We start from the raw sequence: 21,523 nt of genomic DNA, 5'->3' as shown, positions 1-21,523 counted from the left end.
CGTCACGCGTCTTGAATGATCGTGAAGTGCTTGCGGAGCGGCTCGTGCACGACCCACGTACCCTTCCACCCTGACGGCATCACGATGACATCGCCCGGCCCGAAGCGCCACGGCTTCTCACCCTCAGCTTCGAGTGTGACGCTTCCAGAAACGATGGTGCATATTTCGGTGTAACCGTCACGAAACGCAGTGAAGGCACCCTCGGTGCATTCCCAAAGCCCCGTAGAAATATTGCCCTCGCTCCAAATGGGCAGCGAGGCCTCGGTGAGGCCTTCGGTGACCGCTGTTGGTTTTGGCCCGTGTGCGCCAAGCGCAACGGTATCGGTGCTGTTCAGGCCCTGAGTGTTGTGTGTCACGATACTCCTTTGTTCGATTCGTCTTTTATACCGCCGCACCGGCCCATAAACCCGGCCGCATGCGGCAACGAGCGTCAGCTACGCCCGGTGATCACGTCGGCGATGGTCGCAATGGGCGAGGTCGTCTTGCGCCCCTTGAGCTCGCTCGAGTCGGCCACCCCATAGGCAAAGTAAAGCCCCTTCGTGGCGAGCCATCGAAGCGGTTCAGGTTCCCACTTGCGCACCACGTGGTTAACCCACGGAAGGGTCGTAATGTCGGTGTCGCGCTCAAGAATAAGGTCGGCAATCGTTCGCCCTGCAAGGTTCGTCGTGGTTACTCCCGTACCCACGTACCCACCGCCCCAGGCAATACCCGTCGCTCTGTCGATGCCGACGGTTGCGGCCCAGTCACGGGGCACACCGAGAACTCCTGACCAGAGGTGTTCGACCTCGGCACCCTGCGTTGAGGGGAAGAAGCGGTGCATGATCGCGGCGAGCGTCTCGGCAGTGCGGTTGTTCGTAACACCATCAGAGTCTGTTCCTGACGACCAACGATATGGAACCCCTCTGCCACCTATCGCGATGCGGTCGTCAGCGGTGCGCTGGGCGTACATATATACGTGGGCAAAGTCTCCGAGCACCTCCCCCTTGTTCCAACGCAATTCATCCCACACAGCCGGCGAGAGCGGCTCGGTTGCGATGAGCGACGAGTTCATGGGCAGCCACAGACGTTTCAAACCCTTGAGGTTTGCAGTAAAGCCCTCGGTTGCTCGAACGATATGTTCAGCTCGCACGGTGCCGTGGTCAGTAACCACGGCACGGGGTCGCAGCTCAAGAGCGGTGGTTTGCTCATAAATCGTCACCCCGAGACTCTCAACGACACGGGCCAGCCCCGAAACGAGCTTCGCGGGCTGGATCCTGGCGGCATGCGGGTGCCAAACGGCCGCGGCCGTGTGCTCGACCCGAATCTTAGCCATCGCTTCCGCCCGTTCTAAGAGCTGCAGGTCAGCCGACTTCCACGTTTGCTCACTCTTGGCGAAGGCCCTGATGCGTGCCTCTTGCGCAGGAGTGTACGCAACATTAAATTCGCCGCCCTTAAGTATGTCGGCGTCGATACCCTCTTGCTTCGCAACGCGAATAACCTCATCAACGGTGTCGTTCATGGCCCGCTGAAAGCGTTCGGCGGCATCTCGACCGTGTGACTTCACATACTGCTCACGCCCGCCGGTGATCGCGTTGGTCAGCCAGCCACCATTACGGCCAGACGCCCCGTACCCCGCGAAACGCTGCTCAATGATTGCGATGTTGAGTTCTGGGGCAGCCTTCTTCAGATAATACGCTGTCCAGAGCCCCGTGTAACCAGCGCCAACGATCGCGACATCAACGTTCGCATCGCCAGAAAGTGCCGGTCTCGGGGTCGGGAGCCCAACCTGCCCCCACCAGTGTGAAACGTTGCCGTTCTTCATTGTCATCTTCTTTCGTTCTTCACGCTTGGTTGAATCGATTCACAGGGCGAACTCTGGGGCCTTTTCTGGCTCCCACGTCAGCACGGCCCGCTCGTTCTCGCCGACTAACCATGGCAACGACTGGTCGGTACGAACGACCCCAGCAGTCCCGTCGGGCAAAATCACCTCATACTTCCACCCTGCCCCGAGGTAGATAGCCTGGCGAACAATCACCCCGACCGATGGTTTGCCAGGGGCAACGTCGCTTTCTGAGGCCACGAGCACAGCCCGTTCTGGGCGAATAATGGTGACTCTGTTCCGTGACTCATCAACGATCGCAGTAGATTCGCCGATAAATTCAGCGACGAAACGGGTCGCCGGTTTCTCGTAGAGTTCGGTCGCTGACCCGACCTGCTCAACGCGCCCCTGATTGAACACGGTAATTCGATCAGAGAGGGTCAACGCTTCTTCTTGGTCATGAGTGACAAAGATAAAGGTTCTACCCACCTCACGGTGCACGCGCCGGAGCTCGAGCTGGAGCTGTTCACGAAGCTTTTTATCGAGTGCGCCAAGGGGTTCATCGAGCAGCAACACCCGCGGGTCAAACACCAGGGCCCGCGCAAGCGCAACTCGCTGCTGTTGGCCCCCGGAGAGCTCCTTCGGAAAACGCGATTCGTACCCTTCCAGTCCGGCCGTTTTCAGTGATTCGAGTACCCGTGTGCGCACCTCATGCTTGCTCACCTTTCGCTGCTGCAGGGGGAACGCGACGTTATCAAACACCGAGAGATGCGGGAAGAGTGCATAGTGCTGAAACACGATACCGAGATCGCGCTTGTGCACGGGCACATCGTCTACGAGATCACCGTCGATAAAAACGTTGCCAGAGGTGATGTCAGTGAACCCTGCGATGAGGTTCAGTGTCGTCGTTTTCCCAGACCCCGAAGGGCCCAAGAACGTCATGAACTCGCCTGGCTTCACGGTCAAAGAAACATCATCAAGCGCCACCGACTTTGGGTAGTGTTTGGTCAGCCGGGCGAGTTCGATCTCTGCACCGTTCGTTACGCTATGCATTTTTCTTCCTTCCTGCCAGCAACAGTGACAGCAGAACAATCGCGGTAGTAATAATGAGAATGACGGTCGCTGCCGCCGCGAGCGTGGGGTCGGTATCGCGAGTCACACTCGCGTACATGAGCACCGGCAGGGTCTCCAAGTACGGACTCTTGATGAACAGCGAAATCATGACCTCGTCAAAAGAAGTCACAAAGGCGAAGAGCGCACCCGATACCAGTCCAGGAACGATGTTCGGCAGTGTCACCTTCATGAAGGTTTTCACCGGCGAAGCGCCGAGACTTCGCGCTGCGAGTTCAAGCCGATCATCGAAGCCCGCAAACCCGGCAGTAATCGCAATCACGGTGAACGGGAGAGCCAGCACGGTGTGTGCGAAGAGAAAACCGTGCAGCGTTCCTACCCAGCCAAGCTTCAAGAACACCGCATAGATTCCGATCGCTAGAACAACGCCAGGTACGATCATGGGGGCGAGAAGCCCCGCGGTAATTCCCGTAACCGCTTTCTTGTTCGCCATGCCGCGCATTGCCATTGCCGCAAGCAGGCCAAGCACGGTCGCAACGACCGCGACAAGCACTCCAAGAAGCAGCGAGTTTCCAAGCGCACTGAGCCACTGTTGGTTCGTAAAGAATGATTCGTACCATCGCAAAGACCAACCGGTTGGCGGGAAAACGAGCGACGCTTTGTCGGTAAAGCTCAGTGGAATCACGATGAGCGTCGGAACGACAAGCCACAAGGCAACGAGTCCAGCGAGCAGCCAAAGAACAACTCGGGTGAATGGTTTCAATGTTTGCATCACAGCACCTTTACTGCCATGCCACGTTTATTTGCGGCCTTTGCAATAATCCCGATGAGCCCCAGGATAACCAGGGTGCCCAACAACAAGACAACACCCAGCGCGCCACCGCGCCCCCAGTTCAACAGGGAGCTCACCTGCGTGTAGATCGTCTGAGAGAGCATTCCGTCTGACGGCGACCCGAGAAGTGCCGGCGTCACGTAAAAACCGAGCGCCTGAATGAACACCAGCAGACCTCCCGCTGCTACGCCTGGAAGCGAAAGCGGCACAAATACCCGAAAAAACGCCACTGCGGGTCGGGCGCCGAGCGAGCGAGCTGCGGTCACCAGCCGCTGGTCGATGCCACTCATTACGGCGTACAACGGCAAAATCATGAAGGGCATCAGCACCTGTGTCAAGCCGATCATGACCCCGGTATTAGTGCGGATCAGCTGCAGCGGGCCAATTCCGATAAGGCCCAGCAGATCGTTGATCACGCCAGAATCCTGCAGCAACACGATCCACGCGAAGGTTCGAATCATCAGTGAGGTCCAGAACGGAATCAACGCAATAACGACGAGTGCGGTTCTTGCTTTGGGCCCCACGATCGTCATGAGAAAGGCATAAGGGTAGGCGAGCAGCAGGCATATGAGCATCGCACCAAACGCATTCGCGAAGGTTCTACCGATGACCTGCAGGTTGTTCTCGTTGCCGAATACCCATGCATAGTTGTCGAGGCCAAGCTCCGGGTCAGCAAAACTTCGCCAAACACTCTCGAGCAAGGGGTATGCAAAAACACCAATCAAGAGCGCATAGGCGGGCAGAAGTAACAGAAGGTTGGTGGCCTTGACGCGCCGCTTGCCAGAAGCGGCGCGTCCCACCGGAATATTTGTGGTTGTCACGCTCAGGCTTCCTTACCGCGTTAGCCTTGCTGCAACCAGTTGGCCCAGAGCTCAGCCTGCTCGTCAAAGTTGTCTGCCCACCATTGCGGGTCAGTCGTCACCATTTGCTCGGCAATTTCTGGGCGTGCAACGTCAAACTTCTTCGCATTCTCAGAAAAGTTCGGTTTCGCATCAGCGTGAATCGGCGAGTACGAGCTCTCTTCAGCCATGATCTCTTGTGCTTTCGCGCCGAGATAGTAGTTGAGCCATGCCATTGATGCTTTGGGGTTTTTGACGCCCTTCGGCACGCCAATCGCATCATTCACCACAAAGGCCTGGTTCCACACCGGGGCGTAGGGAGCTCCGTTTTCAATCGCCCCGTAAGCACGACCTGACCAGATGTGAACCATGTCGGCTTCGCCTGACTCGACCATCTGTTGCGACTCGGCACCCGTGGTCCAGAAAATCAGGTGGTCGCGAATGGTGTCGAGCTTCGCAAGAGCCCGCTCGGCATCAAGCGGGTACAGGTCTTCTGGTTTCACGCCGTCAGCAAGCAGCGCCGCCTCAATAATTCCGGGTCCAACGTCACCGGGCTCACCATTAATCGCGCGTTTGCCGGGGTATTTTTCGACGTCGAAGAAGTCCTGCCACCCCTGTGGCTCGTCGTCATACTTGTCAGTGTTATAAACAAAGAGCGACCCGTACTGCATCGCCGGTACGAAGCAGTCACCGACAAGTTCCTGGTTCTGAATGTTCGAAATATCGACGATCGAAAGGTCGAGATCCATAAACAGGCCGTCTTCGCCGCACTGGGCAGCAGCCCAGACGATATCGGCGTCTACCACGTCCCAGTTCACGTTTGCACTATCGACCTGTGCTTTAACCTTCGAGTATTCAGTAGGCCCGTCACTGAGCAACCGCACCCCAGAATCAGCTTCAAAGCTCTCCATTGCAGCGTTCTGCGCGTCTTGGAAAACGCCGCCCCATGAAACGAACGTGAGCGTAACGCCATCGAGCGCGTCCTGCTTCACCTCGCCAGCGACGGCCGGGCCCGAGCCTAGATCAATATCGACTGCCTGGTTGCCCGAGGCCGAGCATCCGGCAAGGAGGCCGATCCCAGCGATGATCGCTGTGGCTTTCAACCCTCTAACGGTGTTCTTATTCATCCCTACGCATCTCCTTTGATGATCGTAATTTTTGCCCGTCTTCGGGCCGCTCTGTTGTTACTCTGTCGGCGCCTCTGGCGCCGCTGCCATGCGGTGGAACGCTACCTCCTCTTCGTCGGGAGAGGGTGGGCTGGTAATCCAGATCACCTCTGCCATTTCCGTTGATAGGTTTTCGGCACGGTGCGGCACGCTGCTCAAGAACTCAATCGAGTCACCTTTTGACATCTCGTAGCGTTCAGCATCGAGTTCAAAGATGATCGTGCCCTCGGTCACGATAAAAAATTCTTGCGAATTACCGTGCACGTAGCCGTGCGGCCCAGTGGTTGCACCCGGGGCAAATTCGCCGGCGTACACTTCAACATTTTTGAGTGGCAGCCGGGAGATCACATACTTTTTGCCGCCTTCGAGGGGTAGCGTCGGCCGATCTTCTGCACGCAACACACCAGTCGTATGCACTTTTCCGTCTTCAAACAACTGCCCAAGTGCAACGCCCAGCGCATCAGCAATTTTGTGCAGTGAGGCGACGCTCGCATTGGTTCGCCCATTTTCAAGCTGGCTCAGAAAGCTCGAGCTAAGCCCCGCGGCCTCGGCAAGCGCGCGCAGGCTCATTCCTCGAAACGTGCGGTACTGCGCAATGCGCTCGCCCATTTTCGATGAAATGTCTTGCGGTGTCGCATTCGACGAGCGAGGCGTCTCGTATGGCATTGGGTGAACTCCATCGTTGACTCCACTGAACAGTGTGTTCAGTATAGGTGTATTGATAAGCATACAGACGTTCAGCAGAAACTCAAGGCTTTCATTACTCAGGCCCCGAATACCCACCCAAAACGCCCGATAACATAGCCTTATGACACATGAGCAGGGCGCCCGCGCGCAGGCATCGGGGCTCGCGCTCGTCATTCTGAGCCAGCTCTCGATGCAGTTTGGCGCGGGTATCGCAACCTTTCTCTTCCCTCACGTGGGCGCCACCGGAACCGTCATACTGCGACTGTTCATGTCGACCGCTATTCTCTTCTTGGTGCTCAGGCCGCGTCTTCGCGGGCTGAGCCGCAAAGCGTTGCTCGCGGCGGCCGGCCTCGGCGTTGCGCTCGCTTCGATGAACACGCTCATCTATCTCGCGTTCGACCGCATTCCACTCGGCGCGGCCGTGACCTTCGAGATGCTCGGTCCGCTCATGCTCGCGGTCATACTCGCGCGCAGGCTCTCAAGCTGGTTTCTCGCGCTCGTCGCGGGCATTGGCGTGTGGCTCGTGAGCGGCGCCTTCCCGTTTGGCCCGGGCGCAACGGAGGCTGCGGGCCTCGATCCGCTCGGCGTCGCCCTCGCCTTGCTCGCGGGCGCAAGCTGGGCCGGGTACATCGTCTTCACCCGCGCCACCGCCTCGCTCTTTCGCGGGGCCGACGGGCTCGCGATCGCAATGCTTTTTGCGTCAGTATGCATTACCCCGTTCATGATGACGGTCGACGACCTTTCCGCTTTTCTCAGCCCAACCGTGCTGCTACTCGGCCTCGTCGTCGCGCTCCTCTCTTCTGCCCTTCCCTACGGCATCGAGCAGCTCGCCATTCGCAAGCTGCCCACCTCGCTCTTTGCGATGCTCATGAGCCTCTCACCCGTCATGGCGACGCTCGCGGGGTTTGTGTTGCTCGGCCAGTCGATGAGTTTCGTCGAGCTCGCCGGCATCACCTGCGTTGTCACCGCGACCGCGGTTGCGCTACGGGGCCAAGCGCGGTGACGCACCACTTTCGCCGCGACGAGCGATACAGTAGAGCCTATGAGCGCGTTTGAGCTGCGCCACCCGATTCGGTACGTGGCGATTGGCGACAGTTTCACCGAGGGCATGGGCGACGAACGCCCCGATGGCACGTTACGCGGTTGGGCCGATCTTGTGGCGCAGGGTTTGGCCGACGCCACGGGCAAGACCGTGCTCTATGCAAACCTCGCCGTGCGGGGCCGTCTGCTCGACGCCATCATTGACGAACAGCTCGAACCGGCGCTCTCACTCAAGCCAACGCTGCTGAGTGTGAATGGCGGCGGCAACGACATGCTCCGACCCGGAACGAATCTCGAGTCGATTCTTGAGCGCACCCGCGGCGCCCTGTCACGCGTACAGGAAGCCGGCGTACAACCGCTGCTCCTCGCGGGACCGAACCCAACAGGCGGTATTCCGAGTGGCGGCACGGTCAAAGCCAAGGGCGACGCGCTCGTGGCCGCGGTCGGCGACATCACGGGCGACCTTGAAATTGCTTATACCGACAATTGGTCTGACCCCGAGTTACCGGGCCGCCAGTACTGGTCACACGACCGGTTACACTTAGGCCCCGTGGGCCACACTCGGGTCGCACACAACGTACTCGGCACGCTCTCACTTCCCGTACCCGCCGACTGGGTGACAGTGGCCGCCCCAATGCCAAAGCCGACCCTGCGGCAAAACCTTCGCTACGGTCGCGAACACGTTTTGCCGTGGATCGGCCGCCGGCTCACCGGCCGCTCAAGCGGCGACGGGCGCACGGGAAAGCACCTCGAGTGGATCGAAGTGCCTCCCCGCACCCGCTAGCCTGCGCGTTTCGCATCGAGCGTGCGTGCCGTACGGCGCCCGATCCACGAAACCGTGAGGTTGATCGTAAGGTAAATAACCACCGCGACAACCCAGAAGGCAAACATGTAGCGGTTGCCGAAGAAGGTTTCGAGCAACTTCGACTGTCTTGCCAGCTCGTCGTAGGCAACGATGTAGCCGAGCGAGGTATCTTTCAAGAGCACCACGATCTGCGCGATGATGATCGGCAACATCTGTTTGAACGCCTGCGGAAACTCAATGAGAAAGCGCGTCGCCGTCGGGGTGAGCCCAACTGAGAGGCCAGCCTCACGCTGTCCCTTGTTGAGCGAGACGATGCCCGCACGAAGCGCCTCGCCGATGATCGCGCCATTGTAAATCGCAAGCGCGACAACGACCGCGATGAACGACGTCGTCGATGCGACGAGCAGGATGAAAAGCATCATGAGCAGAACGGGCATGCCCCTGAAAAACTCGAGTACGATCGTGACGGGAATTCTGATCCACTTCGTATCGGCCATGCGGCCAAAAACAAAGAGTACGCCGATGATGAGGGCGCCGATCGTCGCGACGGCTGCAGCTCGGAGTGTGTTGAGCGCGCCCTGACCGAGCACCTGCCACACGCGACCGTCGGCAAGCACGTCCCACCTCGTCGGGTCGAACATGCCTGGGGTCTCAGCGCCGTTGGCAGAGATGCGGGGCTGGTACAGCTGCCAGCCGACCCACGCAAGCAGGCCAACGATGAGCAGCACGCCCACGATCGAAATGAGGCGTGAACGCTTCAGCGCCTTCGGGCCAGGAGCGTCATAGAGAACTGTTGCCTGTGTCATCGCAGCACCTGTACCTTCTTTTCAATCGCCCCGGCGATCAGCCCGAGCGGAACGGTGATGAGCAGGTAGAACGCAGCGACTCCCGCGAGAATCGCGAGTACCTCATTGCCGTGACTGTTCGTGAGCTGCCTCGCCACGCCAAAGAGTTCGACCACGAAAAAGCCACCGGCAACCGACGTGTTCTTGGTCAAAGCGATGAACACGTTGATGAGCGGCGGCACAACCATGCGCAGCGCCTGCGGCAAAATCACAATGGTGAGCGTCTGCCCAAAGGTGAGACCGATCGACCGTGATGCCTCAGCCTGCCCAACGGGAACACCGTTAATACCGCTGCGAAGTGCCTCGGCAACAAACGGCGAGGTGTAGATGGCGAGTGCGATCATCGCGAGCACCTCGTACGGTGGCCGGTTCGGCGCGATGAGCGGCAAGACGAACACGAAGAACATGAACATCAGCGTTAGCGGCACATTGCGAACGAGTTCTGTGTAGCCCGCCGCGAATACCCGCAGCGAGGGCACCGGCGAAATGCGCATCGCCGCAATGAGAAGCCCAATGACCATGGCACCGGCACCCCCGACGATCAGCAGTCGCAGGGTCATCAAGAAACCCTCGAGCACCGCATCGATATTTTCGAAAAGCACACCCACTGTGTTTTTCCTTCCGTGCATCGGGGCGGAGGCCTAAGCCTCCGCCCCGTACGTTGTTGACCGTCTAGTAGCGCTCAACCGCTGGCGGGGTTGGCGTGCTCAGCACGACACCCGCGGTGTTTTCCCAAGCCTTGGCCCAACGGCCGTCGTCGTAGGCCTTCTCAAGCGTGTCATTGATGAAGTTGCGGAACTCTTCGTCATCCTTCTTCAGCCCGATACCGTACGGCTCTTCAGTGAAGGGGTTCTCAACAACCTCGAACTCACCGGGGTTCTGGTCGGCGAGACCAGCGAGAATCACGTTGTCGGTCGAAACCGCAGCGGCCTTGCCTGCGCGAAGCGGCTCGAGGCAGTTCGAGTAAGTCTCGGTCGCCATCGTGTCTTTCACACCCTCGGTCTTGAGGTTTTCAAGCGAGGTCGAGCCCGTTACCGAGCAAACCGTCTTGTCGAGCACATCATCGATGCCCTTAACGTCGTCGGTGCCAGCGAGCACGAGCAGGTCCTGACCCGCGATGTAGTACGGTCCCGCGAACGAGATGACCTCTTTACGAGTGTCGTTAATCGTGTAGGTCGCGACCACAATGTCAACCTTGCCGTTTTCAATGAACGGCTCGCGGTTTGCCGAGACGGTTTCAACCCACTCGATGTCTTTCTCGGGGTCGAGACCGAGTTCAGCCGCAACAATCTTGGCAATCTCAATGTCGAAGCCTTCGGGGCTGTCAAGGCCCTTCAGCCCGAAGAGGGGCTGATCAAACTTGGTGCCAACGGTAATCTTGCCAGCATCTTGCAGCTTGGCCATCGTTGTACCAGCTTCGAACTCAACGGCCTCGGGCTTCGGGCCCGCTTCCTCGTTGTCGCCCTTGTCAGCTGAACAACCCGTGAGCAACAGTGCTCCCGCGGCGACGAGCACCGCTGCCTTTTTCATGATCTTCATACCATCGTTCCTTTCTCAAAACGCACCGGGTTACTGGTGCGCAATCACGTTTGGCCTCGTAAGCCCTAGTGGCCCAGAATCTTCGAGAGAAAATCCTTGGCACGTGAGGTTTGTGGGTTCGTGAAGAAGTCTTCTGGCTTCGCCTCTTCAACGATCTGGCCATCGGCCATAAAAATAATGCGGTCGGCTGCACGGCGCGCGAAACCCATCTCGTGCGTCACGGCGACCATCGTCATACCTTCGTTGGCGAGTGAGATCATCGTGTCGAGCACCTCGTTAATCATCTCGGGGTCGAGCGCTGACGTAGGTTCATCGAGAAGAATGAGCTTCGGGTTCATCGCGAGTGAACGCGCAATCGCAGCGCGCTGCTGCTGCCCGCCCGAGAGCTGCGATGGGAGCTTGCCAGCCTGGTTGGCGATGCCCACGCGCTCGAGCAACTGCATCGCCAGCTCTTCAGCTTCCTTCTTCTTCATGCCGCGCACCTTGATCGGCCCAAGGGTGACGTTTTCGAGAATCGTCTTGTGGGCAAACAAGTTGAACGACTGAAAGACCATGCCAACGTCTGCACGAAGCTTTGCGAGCTCCTTGCCTTCAGCAGGCAGCGGGATACCGTCAATCGTGATCTCGCCATCGTCGATCGTCTCAAGACGGTTAATGGCTCGGCACAGCGTTGATTTACCCGAGCCTGATGGGCCGAGCACAACAACGACCTCGCCACGCCCCACCGTGGTATTGATGTTATTGAGGACGTGAAGGTCGCCATAGTGTTTATTGACGTCCTTGATGATTACCAGGGGCTCGTGCTCTGAAACTACGCGCACAGCCGTTGTGTTGCCGTTAGTCATAACCTCATAGTGCGCGCGATAGCGAGTGCTTGCAAACCATGACACCCGCATAACGGTTACGGGATACACCCGACCTTTCCCTCTCACATAGTGAGTTTTGGGCCGCTATAACCAACAAATGGCGGCAACCATCGTGCCCCAATTGTTACCAACCTCAGGCCTGGTATTCCACATGCCGAATGCCAGATATAAGCACCAAGTGTCGGCTATTGGCAGTCTTGGCAGAGCCCGAAGATATCGATCTCGTGGCTCGGCTCGGTAAAACCGTGTTCACGCGCCACTCGCTGTGACCAGTCTTCAACAATTTGGGCGTTGATCTCTTCGGTACGGCCGCAGTTACGGCAAATCAGGTGGTGGTGGTGTCCCTTCACCTCACAGGCAAAGAAGAGTGTCTCGCCCGAGGGCGAAAGAATGGTGTCGGCTTCACTCGATTCGACAAGAGACGAGAGTGCGCGGTACACCGTCGCAAGACCGATAGCCGACCCCTGGTCACGCAAATCAGCGTGCAGCTGTTGCGCTGAGACGAACCCCTCGACGTGTTCAAGTGCGTCGCGAACAGCTGCTTGCTGCCAGGTTTTGCGTCTCGGAGTCTGTGGCTGAGTGGTCATAATACCCCCAAGGTTTGGCCTTTGGCGTACCACAATGCTACCCGACCACGCCTCACACTAGGCTTTGAAACGAAGATCTGGCGCATGCAGTCCATACTGTGCGCGAAGCGCCTCTTTCGCCGCATACCAGCCAGAGAGCCCGTGCACTCCTGGGCCTGGCGGAGTGGAAGACGAGGCAAGATACAGGCCTTCGACGGGCGAGCGCCACGGCTTCGCCTGAAGCGTCGGCCTAGCAATAAGTTGCGGCAGCGAGACCGCACCCGCACTGAAGTCACCACCGTGGTAATTACGGTTATACCGGCTGAGTTCATCGGCCGTTGTCTGCTTCACAGCGACGATTCGATCCCTGAATCCCGGGGCGAAGCGCTCGATCTGCCTGATCACTCGCTCACGCATGTCTTCGTTCGAGCCCGCGGGAACGTGCGTGTAGCTCCACACCGCGTGCACCCCAGCAGGGTTACGTTCGGGGTCGAAGGCCGTAGGCTGCGCGAGCAACACGTACGGTTGCCCGGGGTGACGCCCCTTCGCTACCTGCGCCTCGGCATGGGCCCCCTGCGCTCGAGTACCGCCGAGGTGCACGGTCGGCGCCTCGTGCACCCGCTCATCGCTCCAGGGAATCGGGCCGTCGAGCACGAAGTCAACCTTCGTCGCCCCATCGCCGTACGAAAAGCGCTCAAGCGACCTCCGGTATCGCTCAGGCAATTTCCTCGCTGCGATCCGCGCAAAGCCGCGGGCTGAGGTGTCGAAGAGAACCGTCTCAAAACCGTCAAGCTGCCCGATATCGTCAATCGCGACGCTCGTTTCGATGCGCCCGCCGTGAGCCAGCAGATCGGCGGCGAGCACGTCGGCGATGCGCTGCGATCCGCCAATGGGAACCGGCCAGCCGCTCGCGTGGCCGAGCGTGCCGAGCACGACACCAACCGCGGCGGTTGCGAGGTTTGGCATTGTGCCGATGCTGTGGGCCGCGACGCCAGAGATGAGCGCGGGAGCGGCCTCTTCGCGAAACCTGAGGTTCCACAACGGTGTTCCCTGCTCCGCTGTGCGCAGACCAGTCGCGACCGTCGCGAGAAGGTTTGTGGGCAGGCGCAGCATCGATCCACCAAGTGCAAAGTCGACCACGCCGTCGATCCGCTTCAACAGTGGCTCGTAGAGCCTACGGTAAGCATCGCCGTCGCGCCCGAGTTCGGCTGCCGTGCGATTCAGGTCGCGGTAGGCGATCGCGGCACGGTCACCAGCTGCACCATCAAGCGGGTTCGCGTACGAGGCATCGGGAACGGCAAAGCCCATGCGCTTCGTGAGCTCGAACTCACGAAAGAACCCCGTGGCGAGCGCCATCGGGTGAATCGCAGAGCAGACGTCATGCAGCACCCCCGGCTGCACGACCTCCATCGTTCTCGTACCGCCACCGATCGTCTCGGCGGCTTCGTACACGGTCACGTCGAGCCCAGCCCTCGCGAGAGTGACGGCCGCGGCAAGTCCGTTCGGCCCAGAACCGACAACGGCGGCGCGGGCAGAGGGTGGTCGTCGGCTAGTCGTCATGTGTTTGAGTGTACAGCCGCTCCGCTCACGACGAGGGAGCGGCCGTACAGTGCAACCCGTTTAGCGGTTACTGACCTTGCCAAACGCGCCGGCAATCGGGGCCAGCACGAGCGGCTTGCAGGCGAACCATCCCGCGACCGTAATCGCGATTGAAAGCGCAAACAGCCAGAAGCCCGTCCAGTTAACCACGTCGGTGCCGGCAAACATGTGGTTCAGGTTGCGCAGCGCCCCCGTCGCGAAGACGAGAAAGACGTGAATGAGAATGAAGAGCACAAAGAAGAGCATCGTCGGGAAGTGCACGGCGCGAGCAAGCGGCGCCGGGAACATCTTGTTGAGCTTCTCGGCGTCCTTCGGCCACCACTCGCTCATGCGCACACCGGTAATGATGGCGATGGGCGACGCAACGAACACGACGAGGAAGTACATGATCTGCTGCAGACTGTTGTAGTTGACCCAGCCGTTTTCGACGGGCCAGTCGAGCGTCATGTACTGCAGCAACGAAGAGGCAGCGTTCGGGAACACTTCCCAGCTCGTCGGCACGATGCGCACCCAGTGGCCCGAAGCGAAGAGCAGCACCACGAAGATGAGCCCGTTCACGATCCACAGAATGTCGAGCGAGGTGTGCAGCCACAGGTTGATGCTGATCTTCTTGCCGCCCTTCTTGGGCGTCCAGAAGGCTGGCGGCTGCTGCTGCGTGCGCACGAGCAGACCAGAGCGAATGATGAGCACCATCAGGAAGATGTTGAAGAAGTGCCCCCAGCGTGCCCATGCCGGGAAGCCAGGCTCGCTCGATTCGGGCAGTTCGTACTCACCCGGGTAGCGCTCGAGCCACTCGGGAACCCCTGGAAGCGTTGTCACGCCCCTCGCCGCGAGCACGAGAATCGCAGCGGCGACGATCGCGCCAAGACCGCCGAGCACGACAACCTTGACCCACCAGGCAAGTTGTTTGCCGCGGATCATGACCGGTTCGCGCTTTGGCTTGGCCGGTGCCGCCTTGGCCGCCGGCTGCGTGGCTGGTTTCTGAGCCTGAGCCACCGGTTGGGCCTGTGCGGCGGCGGGCTGCGCCTGTGCCGCTGGCTGGACAGTGGGCTCAGCCTGTGCCGCTGGGGCTGGTGCTGGTGCTGCGACCGGGGCTGCGGGCTGCGCTGCCGGGGCCTGCGCGGCGGGTGCTGCCGCTGGGGCCGCCGGAGCAACCGGAACCGCCTGCAGCGCGACGCCCTCGGGCGGCCACGGCTCGCCACCTGCCACTCGCGGTAAGCCGCGACGCAGTGCGACCTCCCTGAGCTCAGCGGGGGCAGCGGTCGCAGCGGCAGCGGGAGCCGCGGTCGGCGTAGCTGCTGCGGGAGCCGCCTCGGCCGCCGCTGTCGCTACCGGCGCTTCTGCGGCTGGTGCTGCTGCGACAGGAGCCGCTGTGGGGGCAGCCGCCGGAGCGGCGCCGGGGGGCGTGCCACCAGCCGGCCAAGGTTCGCCACCAGCGACGCGGGGCAAGCCCTGTCGCAATACCTGAGCCGAGCCTGCCTGCGGGGCCGGGGCTACCGACTGGGCCGGGGCTTCCTGCTCGGGAGCCTGCTGCGCTACGGGCGCCTGAGCGTTCGTTTCTTGCACCGCTTGCGCCGGGGCGGGCGCCGCGACGGGAGCGTCAGCGACCGGTGCCGGGGTGGCCTGAACGGTCGCCTCGGTCGTGGCCAACACTCCGCCCGCGGGCCACGGTTCTGCGCCAGGGGTGCGCGGCAGTCCTTGCCGCACCTGGCCCGTGTACGTTGCCATGGCTACTTCTTTCGTGCTTCAAGCGCGGCGATGAGCTGCGGCACCACCTCGAAGAGATCACCAACAACGCCAAAGTCTGCCACCTCGAAGATGGGTGCGTCAGCGTCTTTGTTAATCGCAACGATGGTTTTCGCGGTCTGCATGCCAGCGCGGTGCTGAATGGCGCCCGAGATGCCGAGGGCGATGTACAGCTGTGGCGAAACCGAAACACCGGTCTGCCCCACCTGATAGGTATGGGGCACCCAGCCAGCGTCGACCGCGGCGCGTGATGCGCCCACGGCGGCACCGAGCTGATCGGCGAGCTGTTCAACGAGCGAGAACTGTTCCTGCGAGCCGAGGCCGCGGCCGCCCGAAACGACCGTTGCCGCCCCGAGCAGCTCTGGGCGAGACGACACCGCGGTCTCCTCTTCGAACGACTCGATCGTCCCGGCAGGCTTGCCCGAAGCATTGACCGTGAGCGTCTCTTGCACGAGCGTCTGTGCTGCTGCGCGAGCATCGACCGAACCCTGACGGAGCGTCACAACCGGTGCGCCAAACGTCGCCGTCGAGGTGGTGTTATAGGCACCGCCGTATACCGAGTGCGAGGCGACAACGCCGAGGTCATCGCGGGCAATGCCGATCGCATCGACCGAGATCGCGCGCTTCGTGCGCACCGCGAGGCGAGCAGCCGCGTCACGACCGTCGACCGACTGCGAAATCACGATCGCGTCGGGCTGCACGAGATCGGCAGCCTGAGCAAGTGCGTCAACGAGCGGAACCCCGAGGGCACCCTCCGGGGCCTCGGCTACGAGCACCTGTACAGCACCGAGCTCGGCGAGCGCCGCAGCGTGAGCCGCGTCACCGACGATAAGCGCAACCGGGGTGCCTACCTGTGAGGCGGCACCGATGAGTTCTGCCGCACTCTTGGCGAGCGCACCCGAGGGGGTCGTCTCAGCGAGAACGAGAATTGAGTCCTGAGCAAAATCAGCCATTGTAACGCTCCCTATACCAGTCGGTTCTCGGCCAGGAACTCGGCGAGCTTCTCGCCCGCGTCGCCCTCGTCGGTAATCTTGATGCCGGCCTCGCGAGGCGGCTTTTCAGCGACCGTGAGCATGATCGAGCGGGCAACCTCTGGGTTGTCTGCTGCGACCTCGAGATCGGCCAGTGTGAGGGTTTCAAGCGGCTTCTTCTTCGCCGCCATGATGCCCTTGAAGTTCGGGAAGCGGGGGTCGGGAAGCGTCTCGGTAATCGACACCACCGCGGGAAGCGAGGCGCTCACGCGCTGCACTCCGCCGTCAACCGGGCGCGATCCGCTGACCTTGCCATCGGCAATTTCGAGCGATGAGAGGCCCGAGAGATAAGCCGCGCCAAGATTCTCGGCGACTGCCGCTGGCACCATGCCACTCGCGCCGTCGGTCGAGACGTTGCCCGCGATGACGAGGTCAAACCCTGCACGGCGGATCGCTGCCGAGAGCGCCTCTGCCGTCAACGTCACGTCTGCGCCCAGGAGCGCCTCATCGGCGATGTGGATCGCGCTGCCGGCGCCCATCGCAAGAGCCTTGCGCACGGTCGCGACTGATCCGTCTGGTGCGAGGGCGAGAGCCACGACCTCGGTGCCCTCGTTCGCCTCTGCGTACGTGAGGGCGGCCTCCATGGCACGCTCGGTAATTTCATCGAGCACGGCGTCACTCGCCGCACGATCTGCTAGACCGGTTTCTAGGTTGAGCTTACGGTCACCGTAGGTGTCTGGCACCTCTTTGACCAAGACGATCAACTTCATCGTTTCTCCATTCAGTCTTTCCCACAATTATCTTAGCTCGTCTCATATGGAGGTATACAAATAGACCCGTTGCACAGTCACGTACAAATAATGGAATATATGCTCGCTATGGTTATTGAGAACGAAAACGAACCGAGGAGCGGCTGATGAAGCGAAACCGGCCGATGCGCATCGACCCCATTGCTGAGGCGAAACGTCAGTGGACGAACCACGGCTGGGAAGAAGCTTCACCCGGCATGGCCGCATATACCTCGATCATGAGGGTGCACCAGCTCATGCTCTCTGACGTCGAGCAGGTACTGAAGCCCCTCAGTCTTTCCTTTGCACGGTACGAGCTGCTTCGCCTGCTCGCCTTTTCCCGCGAGGGCCGCATGCCGATGTCGAGCGTTGTCTCGAGGCTGCAGGTACACCCCGCGAGCGTGACGAGCATCGTCGACCGTCTCGTGCTTGATGGCTACATGAAACGCGAGTCGCACCCCACTGACGGCAGGGCGACGATGCTCGTCATAACCCCCGCTGGCAGCGACATTTGCGACAGGGCCACCGCAGCGCTCAACCGTGAATCGTTTGAGCCCTTCGATATGCCAGAGGAAGACACCAACGCGCTCATCGGCATTCTCGCCCGTTACCGCAAGCGCGCTGGCGACTTCGAAGACCCGACGCCGAAGCCTGAGTCACTCGAAGAGTTCTAGGCCCAGGCGCCGCCAAGAGCTATGCTCCCGGTTCTTCGGCACCCTCACGAATAGCGTGAATGATGCCTGAGAAGTCGGTCGTTGCGCCATCACCCTCGGCATACGCCGCATAGATGCGCTCTGCGTGCAGCCCGAGAGCCGCCTGCATACCCGTCGTCTCAATCGCGTGGCGTGCAAGACCCAGATCTTTGGCCATGAGCGCGCCGCTAAAACCAGGCTGGTAGTCACGATTCGCCGGCGAGGTCGGGACAGGCCCTGGTACCGGGCAGTTCGTCGTGAGCGCCCAGCACTGGCCCGAGGCATTCGCCGCCACGTCAAACAGTGCCTCGTGGCTCAAACCCAGCTGCTCGCCGAGCACGAAAGCCTCGGCGACGGCGATCTGCGAGATGCCGAGAATCATGTTGTTGCACACCTTCGCGGCCTGGCCGAGCCCCGACGATCCGCAATGCACAATGCGTTTGCCCATGACCTCCAGGAGGGGCAGCGCCTCGCTAAAGTCGCGCTGCTCGCCGCCCACCATGAAGGCGAGCGTTGCCTGCTCAGCCCCAACGACACCGCCCGAAACCGGCGCATCAAGGGCACGATGGCCAGCTTCACGCACCGCATCGGCGGCCTGACGCGACTCTTCGACCGAGATGGTCGAGCAGTCAAGAAAGAGCGTGCCCGGCTTTGCCTCGGCAAGGAGCCCCGGGGCCTCTGCGCTGCCGTAGACCGCGAGCACATGCTTGCCTGCCGGCAGCATCGTGATCACGATATCGGCTTCGCGGGTTGCCTGCTCTGCCGAGTCAGCAATTTCGACTCCACGGTCACGAGCGGCGTCGCGCAGCTCAGCAACGAGGTCGAAGCCGAGCACGCGGTGCCCTGCACCGGCAAGGTTCGCGGCCATGGGTGCGCCCATGTGCCCCAGCCCTACAAAAGCGATCGTGGTCATGCGCGTTGCTCCTTTCTTTTGCCCGCCAGCATGCTCTTGCCAACGATGGTGTTCATGATTTCGTTCGTACCCTCGAGAATCTGGTGCACCCTGAGGTCGCGCACGACGCGCTCTATGCCGTACTCCTGCAGGTAGCCGTAGCCGCCGTGCAGCTGCAGTGCGCTGTTTGCCACCTCGAAGCAGGCATCAGTCGCGAAGCGCTTCGCCATGGCACAGGCCACCGCAACCTCTGGATGATCATGATCCATGTAGGCCGCCGCCCGCTGCAGCATCGCGCGCGAAGCCTGCAGCTTCGTCTCCATATCGGCGAGCACAAACACCACCGACTGCAGTTCTGAGAGCGGGGCGCCGAAGGCCTCGCGCTCCTGCACGTAGGTCAGCGCACGGTCGGCCGCCCACTGTGCACCGCCGAGTGAGCAGGCCGCAATGTTGATGCGGCCACCGTTGAGGCCGCGCATCGCGAAGGTAAAGCCCTCGCCCTCTTGCCCCAGAAGGTTCGCCACGGGAACCCGAACGTCATCGAAGATGACCTGTCTGGTCGGCTGTGCGTTCCACCCCATCTTGCGCTCGTTCGGGCCGAACGAGAGGCCCTCACTCTCTGCTGGAACGATAAACGCACTCACTCCCTTTGGCCCGGGGCCTCCGGTACGGGCCATGACGAGGTACACCTGCGTCGCCCCGGCCCCCGAGATGAACTGCTTCGTGCCGTTCAACACGTAGTGGTCGCCGTCTCGAACCGCCGACGTCGCCAACGCAGCCGCGTCAGAGCCCGCGCCAGGCTCCGTCAGGCAGTAACTGCAGAGATCGTTCATCGCGACGATGCCTGGCAGCCACTGCTCTCGTTGCTCGGCGTTGCCGAACGTATCGATCATCCACGCCACCATATTGTGAATGGAGATGTAGGCGGCGACCGCGATGTCGCCCTTCGCGAGCTCCTCAAAGATTGCGATTGCGTCACTGCGAGTGAGCCCAATGCCGTAGTCATCAGAAACGTAGAGGCCGCCGAGGCCAAGCTCGCCCGCCTGCCTCAGGGTTTCAACGGGAAAGATCTTTTCGGCGTCTCGCTCACTCGCGTAAGGCACGAGCTCTGCCTGCGTGAAGTCACGCACCGCGTCGATGATCGCGTTGCGCTCTTCATTGTCGCCTGGGGTTTGCGTCCAGTGCATGGCTGAGCCCCCTTAATCCATTGTCGGCATGACGAAACTTGCGCCACCCGAGGCTTGCTCTTTGGCACCCGATGGCCAGCGGCTCGTGACCGTCTTCGTCTTCGTGTAGAAACGGAAACCGTCGGTACCGTGCTGGTTCAAATCGCCAAAGCCAGACTTCTTCCATCCGCCGAAGGTGTAGTAGGCGATCGGCACCGGAATCGGCACGTTCACGCCAACCATGCCCACGTTGACTCGAGCGCTGAAGTCGCGTGCCGTATCACCGTCGCGGGTAAAAATCGCCACGCCGTTGCCGTACTCGTGATCGGTCGCGAGCGCGAGCGCCTCTTCGTAGTCGCCGGCACGCACAACAGCGAGCACGGGGCCGAAGATCTCTTCGCGGTAAATCGCCATATCGCGAGTGACCCTGTCAAACAGCGTGGGCCCAAGGTAGAAGCCATTCTCGTAGCCCTCGAGCGTAAATCCACGCCCGTCGACCACGAGGCTCGCGCCCTCGTCGATGCCCTGCTGAATGTAGCCCTCGACGCGTTCTTTCGCCTGGCTCGTGACGAGCGGGCCATAGTCGGCCTCCTCATCGAACGAGTGACCCACCTTGAGCTCTGCAACGCGCTCGGTCAGCTTCGCGACGAGCGCGTTCGCGGTCTCTTCGCCGACCGGAACGGCAACTGAAATCGCCATGCAGCGCTCACCGGCCGACCCGTAGCCAGCACCGAGCAGCGCATCGACGGCGTCGTCGAGATCGGCATCGGGCATGATGATGAGGTGGTTCTTCGCTCCGCCAAAGCACTGCGCACGCTTGCCGTTTGCCGCCGCCCGCTCGTAAATGTACTGCGCGATGGGGGTCGAGCCAACAAAGCCGATCGCCTGCACGCGCTCGTCGTCGAGCAAAATATCAACGGCTTCTTTATCGCCATTGATGACAGTGAAGATGCCGTCTGGCAGACCCGCCTCTTTCCAAAGCTCCGCCAGACGCAGTGGAACCGAGGGGTCACGCTCTGATGGCTTCAAGATAAAGGCATTGCCCGAAGCAATGGCTGGCCCGCACTTCCACAGGGGAATCATCGCGGGAAAGTTAAAGGGAGTAATACCGGCAACAACGCCGAGCGGCTGCCGCATCGAGAACACATCGATACCGGTGCCCGCGGCCGAGCTGTACTCGCCCTTCAACAGATGCGGTGCGCCGATCGAAAACTCGATCACCTCAGCGCCACGCTGAATATCACCCATCGAGTCAGCGACCGTCTTGCCGTGCTCACGTGAGAGGGTTCGAGCGAGCTCGGGGCTCTCGGCGTTCAGCAGTTGCAAGAACTTCATGAACACCCGGGCACGCTTCTGCGGGTTCGTCGCTGCCCACCCGGGCTGCGCGGCCTCGGCCGTCGCGATTGCGCGCTCAACCTCCTGCTTACTCGCGAGGGGCACACGTGCCTGCACCGCACCGGTGCTCGGGTTCCATACGTCACTGAATCGGCCTGATGAGCCAAACACATGCGCGCCCTGAATAAAGTGAGTGAGTTCGGGTAGATCAGTCACGGTACTCCTTTTATGTCATCGTCGACAACAACTCGAAAGTAGTTGGGGTTCCAACTATATCGG

General features: G+C 60.9%; 21 protein-coding genes and 1 pseudogene. 3 read left to right on the top strand and 19 right to left on the bottom strand.

Features of this window, described 5'->3' with window-relative positions:
* Nucleotides 1–2: 2 nt before the first annotated feature.
* The 7 genes from KTJ78_RS12385 to KTJ78_RS12355 form a co-directional block, all read right to left on the bottom strand.
* A complete protein-coding gene (locus tag KTJ78_RS12385; RefSeq protein ID WP_369808093.1) occupies nt 3–356 on the bottom strand; it encodes a cupin domain-containing protein in 354 nt (117 codons plus the stop codon).
* A 74-nt stretch (nt 357–430) separates the two neighbouring features.
* Nucleotides 431–1,801, bottom strand: a complete 1,371-nt coding sequence (locus KTJ78_RS12380) for an NAD(P)/FAD-dependent oxidoreductase (protein ID WP_217136401.1) — start codon at nt 1,799–1,801, stop codon at nt 431–433.
* A 39-nt stretch (nt 1,802–1,840) separates the two neighbouring features.
* Entirely contained in the window at nt 1,841–2,851 is a 1,011-nt protein-coding gene (locus KTJ78_RS12375) for an ABC transporter ATP-binding protein (RefSeq protein ID WP_217136259.1), read from the bottom strand.
* Complete coding sequence (locus KTJ78_RS12370) at nt 2,844–3,641, bottom strand: ABC transporter permease (RefSeq protein WP_217136257.1); 798 nt, start codon at nt 3,639–3,641, stop codon at nt 2,844–2,846. Before KTJ78_RS12370 ends, KTJ78_RS12375 begins: the two co-directional genes overlap by 8 nt.
* Nucleotides 3,641–4,501 carry an ABC transporter permease gene (locus KTJ78_RS12365; protein WP_369808092.1) on the bottom strand — a complete coding sequence of 287 codons (861 nt, stop codon included), beginning with the start codon at nt 4,499–4,501 and terminating at the stop codon, nt 3,641–3,643. The genes KTJ78_RS12370 and KTJ78_RS12365 overlap by 1 nt, the downstream gene beginning before the upstream one ends.
* Nucleotides 4,502–4,542: 41 nt before the next feature.
* Nucleotides 4,543–5,667: an ABC transporter substrate-binding protein gene (locus tag KTJ78_RS12360; protein WP_217136254.1), complete on the bottom strand. Its 1,125-nt coding sequence runs from the start codon at nt 5,665–5,667 to the stop codon at nt 4,543–4,545.
* 57 nt (nt 5,668–5,724) lie between these two features.
* Entirely contained in the window at nt 5,725–6,489 is a 765-nt protein-coding gene (locus KTJ78_RS12355) for a helix-turn-helix domain-containing protein (RefSeq protein WP_369808091.1), read from the bottom strand.
* A 25-nt stretch (nt 6,490–6,514) separates the two neighbouring features.
* On the opposite strand from KTJ78_RS12355, the gene KTJ78_RS12350 reads away from it, so the two are divergent.
* Both KTJ78_RS12350 and KTJ78_RS12345 read left to right on the top strand, forming a co-directional pair.
* Nucleotides 6,515–7,396, top strand: coding sequence for an EamA family transporter (locus KTJ78_RS12350; protein WP_217136251.1), 882 nt, complete (start codon nt 6,515–6,517; stop codon nt 7,394–7,396).
* 39 nt (nt 7,397–7,435) lie between these two features.
* Nucleotides 7,436–8,218 carry an SGNH/GDSL hydrolase family protein gene (locus tag KTJ78_RS12345; RefSeq protein WP_217136249.1) on the top strand — a complete coding sequence of 261 codons (783 nt, stop codon included), beginning with the start codon at nt 7,436–7,438 and terminating at the stop codon, nt 8,216–8,218.
* Here the strand turns inward: KTJ78_RS12345 and KTJ78_RS12340 are convergent.
* The 9 genes from KTJ78_RS12340 to KTJ78_RS12300 all read right to left on the bottom strand — a co-directional run bounded on the left by KTJ78_RS12340 (nt 8,215) and on the right by KTJ78_RS12300 (nt 17,141).
* The gene (locus KTJ78_RS12340; RefSeq protein WP_217136247.1) at nt 8,215–9,045 is read right to left on the bottom strand and encodes an amino acid ABC transporter permease; all 831 of its coding nucleotides are present in this window, start codon (nt 9,043–9,045) and stop codon (nt 8,215–8,217) included. The genes KTJ78_RS12345 and KTJ78_RS12340 overlap by 4 nt on opposite strands.
* Entirely contained in the window at nt 9,042–9,692 is a 651-nt protein-coding gene (locus tag KTJ78_RS12335; protein WP_217136245.1) for an amino acid ABC transporter permease, read from the bottom strand. Before KTJ78_RS12335 ends, KTJ78_RS12340 begins: the two co-directional genes overlap by 4 nt.
* Before the next feature lie 64 nt (nt 9,693–9,756).
* Nucleotides 9,757–10,623 carry a glutamate ABC transporter substrate-binding protein gene (locus tag KTJ78_RS12330; RefSeq protein WP_217136244.1) on the bottom strand — a complete coding sequence of 289 codons (867 nt, stop codon included), beginning with the start codon at nt 10,621–10,623 and terminating at the stop codon, nt 9,757–9,759.
* Nucleotides 10,624–10,688: 65 nt separating this feature from the next.
* Nucleotides 10,689–11,468, bottom strand: a complete 780-nt coding sequence (locus KTJ78_RS12325; RefSeq protein ID WP_369808090.1) for an amino acid ABC transporter ATP-binding protein — start codon at nt 11,466–11,468, stop codon at nt 10,689–10,691.
* 206 nt (nt 11,469–11,674) lie between these two features.
* Nucleotides 11,675–12,076 (bottom strand): Fur family transcriptional regulator, encoded by a 402-nt coding sequence (locus tag KTJ78_RS12320; protein WP_217136235.1) that lies wholly within the window; start codon nt 12,074–12,076, stop codon nt 11,675–11,677.
* A 57-nt stretch (nt 12,077–12,133) separates the two neighbouring features.
* Nucleotides 12,134–13,615, bottom strand: coding sequence for a phytoene desaturase family protein (locus KTJ78_RS12315; protein ID WP_217136233.1), 1,482 nt, complete (start codon nt 13,613–13,615; stop codon nt 12,134–12,136).
* Nucleotides 13,616–13,675: 60 nt separating this feature from the next.
* Nucleotides 13,676–15,382 (bottom strand): cytochrome b/b6 domain-containing protein, encoded by a 1,707-nt coding sequence (locus KTJ78_RS12310; RefSeq protein ID WP_217136231.1) that lies wholly within the window; start codon nt 15,380–15,382, stop codon nt 13,676–13,678.
* Nucleotides 15,383–15,384: 2 nt separating this feature from the next.
* Nucleotides 15,385–16,353 carry an electron transfer flavoprotein subunit alpha/FixB family protein gene (locus tag KTJ78_RS12305; protein ID WP_217136229.1) on the bottom strand — a complete coding sequence of 323 codons (969 nt, stop codon included), beginning with the start codon at nt 16,351–16,353 and terminating at the stop codon, nt 15,385–15,387.
* Nucleotides 16,354–16,364: 11 nt separating this feature from the next.
* Nucleotides 16,365–17,141: an electron transfer flavoprotein subunit beta/FixA family protein gene (locus KTJ78_RS12300; RefSeq protein ID WP_217136227.1), complete on the bottom strand. Its 777-nt coding sequence runs from the start codon at nt 17,139–17,141 to the stop codon at nt 16,365–16,367.
* A 146-nt stretch (nt 17,142–17,287) separates the two neighbouring features.
* Here KTJ78_RS12300 and KTJ78_RS12295 point away from each other — a divergent pair, with 146 nt between their 5' ends.
* Nucleotides 17,288–17,833 (top strand): MarR family winged helix-turn-helix transcriptional regulator, encoded by a 546-nt coding sequence (locus KTJ78_RS12295; RefSeq protein WP_217136225.1) that lies wholly within the window; start codon nt 17,288–17,290, stop codon nt 17,831–17,833.
* 19 nt (nt 17,834–17,852) lie between these two features.
* Here the strand turns inward: KTJ78_RS12295 and mmsB are convergent.
* The 3 genes and pseudogenes from mmsB to KTJ78_RS12280 form a co-directional block, all read right to left on the bottom strand.
* Nucleotides 17,853–18,776, bottom strand: a pseudogene (gene mmsB / locus KTJ78_RS12290) (3-hydroxyisobutyrate dehydrogenase); the annotation flags it as partial.
* Nucleotides 18,761–19,930: an acyl-CoA dehydrogenase family protein gene (locus tag KTJ78_RS12285; RefSeq protein ID WP_217136222.1), complete on the bottom strand. Its 1,170-nt coding sequence runs from the start codon at nt 19,928–19,930 to the stop codon at nt 18,761–18,763. The pseudogene mmsB and the gene KTJ78_RS12285, both read right to left, overlap by 16 nt.
* A gap of 12 nt (nt 19,931–19,942) precedes the next feature.
* Nucleotides 19,943–21,460 carry a CoA-acylating methylmalonate-semialdehyde dehydrogenase gene (locus tag KTJ78_RS12280; protein WP_217136220.1) on the bottom strand — a complete coding sequence of 506 codons (1,518 nt, stop codon included), beginning with the start codon at nt 21,458–21,460 and terminating at the stop codon, nt 19,943–19,945.
* Nucleotides 21,461–21,523: the final 63 nt, after the last annotated feature.

The sequence above is a fragment of the Leucobacter chinensis genome (assembly GCF_019049105.1).
GTDB lineage: Bacteria > Actinomycetota > Actinomycetes > Actinomycetales > Microbacteriaceae > Leucobacter_A > Leucobacter_A chinensis.
Note: the sequence above shows the minus strand (reverse complement) of the source record. Positions and strands in the feature narration are given on the sequence as shown.

Bases quoted from the DNA above. Each gene is read 5' to 3' on its own strand.
- KTJ78_RS12380 (WP_217136401.1), bottom strand. From the start codon at position 1,801: ATGAAGAACGGCAACGTTTCACACTGGTGGGGGCAGGTTGGGCTCCCG.
- KTJ78_RS12375 (WP_217136259.1), bottom strand. From the start codon at position 2,851: ATGCATAGCGTAACGAACGGTGCAGAGATCGAACTCGCCCGGCTGACC.
- KTJ78_RS12370 (WP_217136257.1), bottom strand. From the start codon at position 3,641: ATGCAAACATTGAAACCATTCACCCGAGTTGTTCTTTGGCTGCTCGCT.
- KTJ78_RS12360 (WP_217136254.1), bottom strand. From the start codon at position 5,667: ATGAATAAGAACACCGTTAGAGGGTTGAAAGCCACAGCGATCATCGCT.
- KTJ78_RS12350 (WP_217136251.1), top strand. From the start codon at position 6,515: ATGACACATGAGCAGGGCGCCCGCGCGCAGGCATCGGGGCTCGCGCTC.
- KTJ78_RS12345 (WP_217136249.1), top strand. From the start codon at position 7,436: ATGAGCGCGTTTGAGCTGCGCCACCCGATTCGGTACGTGGCGATTGGC.
- KTJ78_RS12340 (WP_217136247.1), bottom strand. From the start codon at position 9,045: ATGACACAGGCAACAGTTCTCTATGACGCTCCTGGCCCGAAGGCGCTG.
- KTJ78_RS12330 (WP_217136244.1), bottom strand. From the start codon at position 10,623: ATGAAGATCATGAAAAAGGCAGCGGTGCTCGTCGCCGCGGGAGCACTG.
- KTJ78_RS12325 (WP_369808090.1), bottom strand. From the start codon at position 11,468: ATGACTAACGGCAACACAACGGCTGTGCGCGTAGTTTCAGAGCACGAG.
- KTJ78_RS12320 (WP_217136235.1), bottom strand. From the start codon at position 12,076: ATGACCACTCAGCCACAGACTCCGAGACGCAAAACCTGGCAGCAAGCA.
- KTJ78_RS12315 (WP_217136233.1), bottom strand. From the start codon at position 13,615: ATGACGACTAGCCGACGACCACCCTCTGCCCGCGCCGCCGTTGTCGGT.
- KTJ78_RS12310 (WP_217136231.1), bottom strand. From the start codon at position 15,382: ATGGCAACGTACACGGGCCAGGTGCGGCAAGGACTGCCGCGCACCCCT.
- KTJ78_RS12305 (WP_217136229.1), bottom strand. From the start codon at position 16,353: ATGGCTGATTTTGCTCAGGACTCAATTCTCGTTCTCGCTGAGACGACC.
- KTJ78_RS12300 (WP_217136227.1), bottom strand. From the start codon at position 17,141: ATGAAGTTGATCGTCTTGGTCAAAGAGGTGCCAGACACCTACGGTGAC.
- KTJ78_RS12295 (WP_217136225.1), top strand. From the start codon at position 17,288: ATGAAGCGAAACCGGCCGATGCGCATCGACCCCATTGCTGAGGCGAAA.
- KTJ78_RS12285 (WP_217136222.1), bottom strand. From the start codon at position 19,930: ATGCACTGGACGCAAACCCCAGGCGACAATGAAGAGCGCAACGCGATC.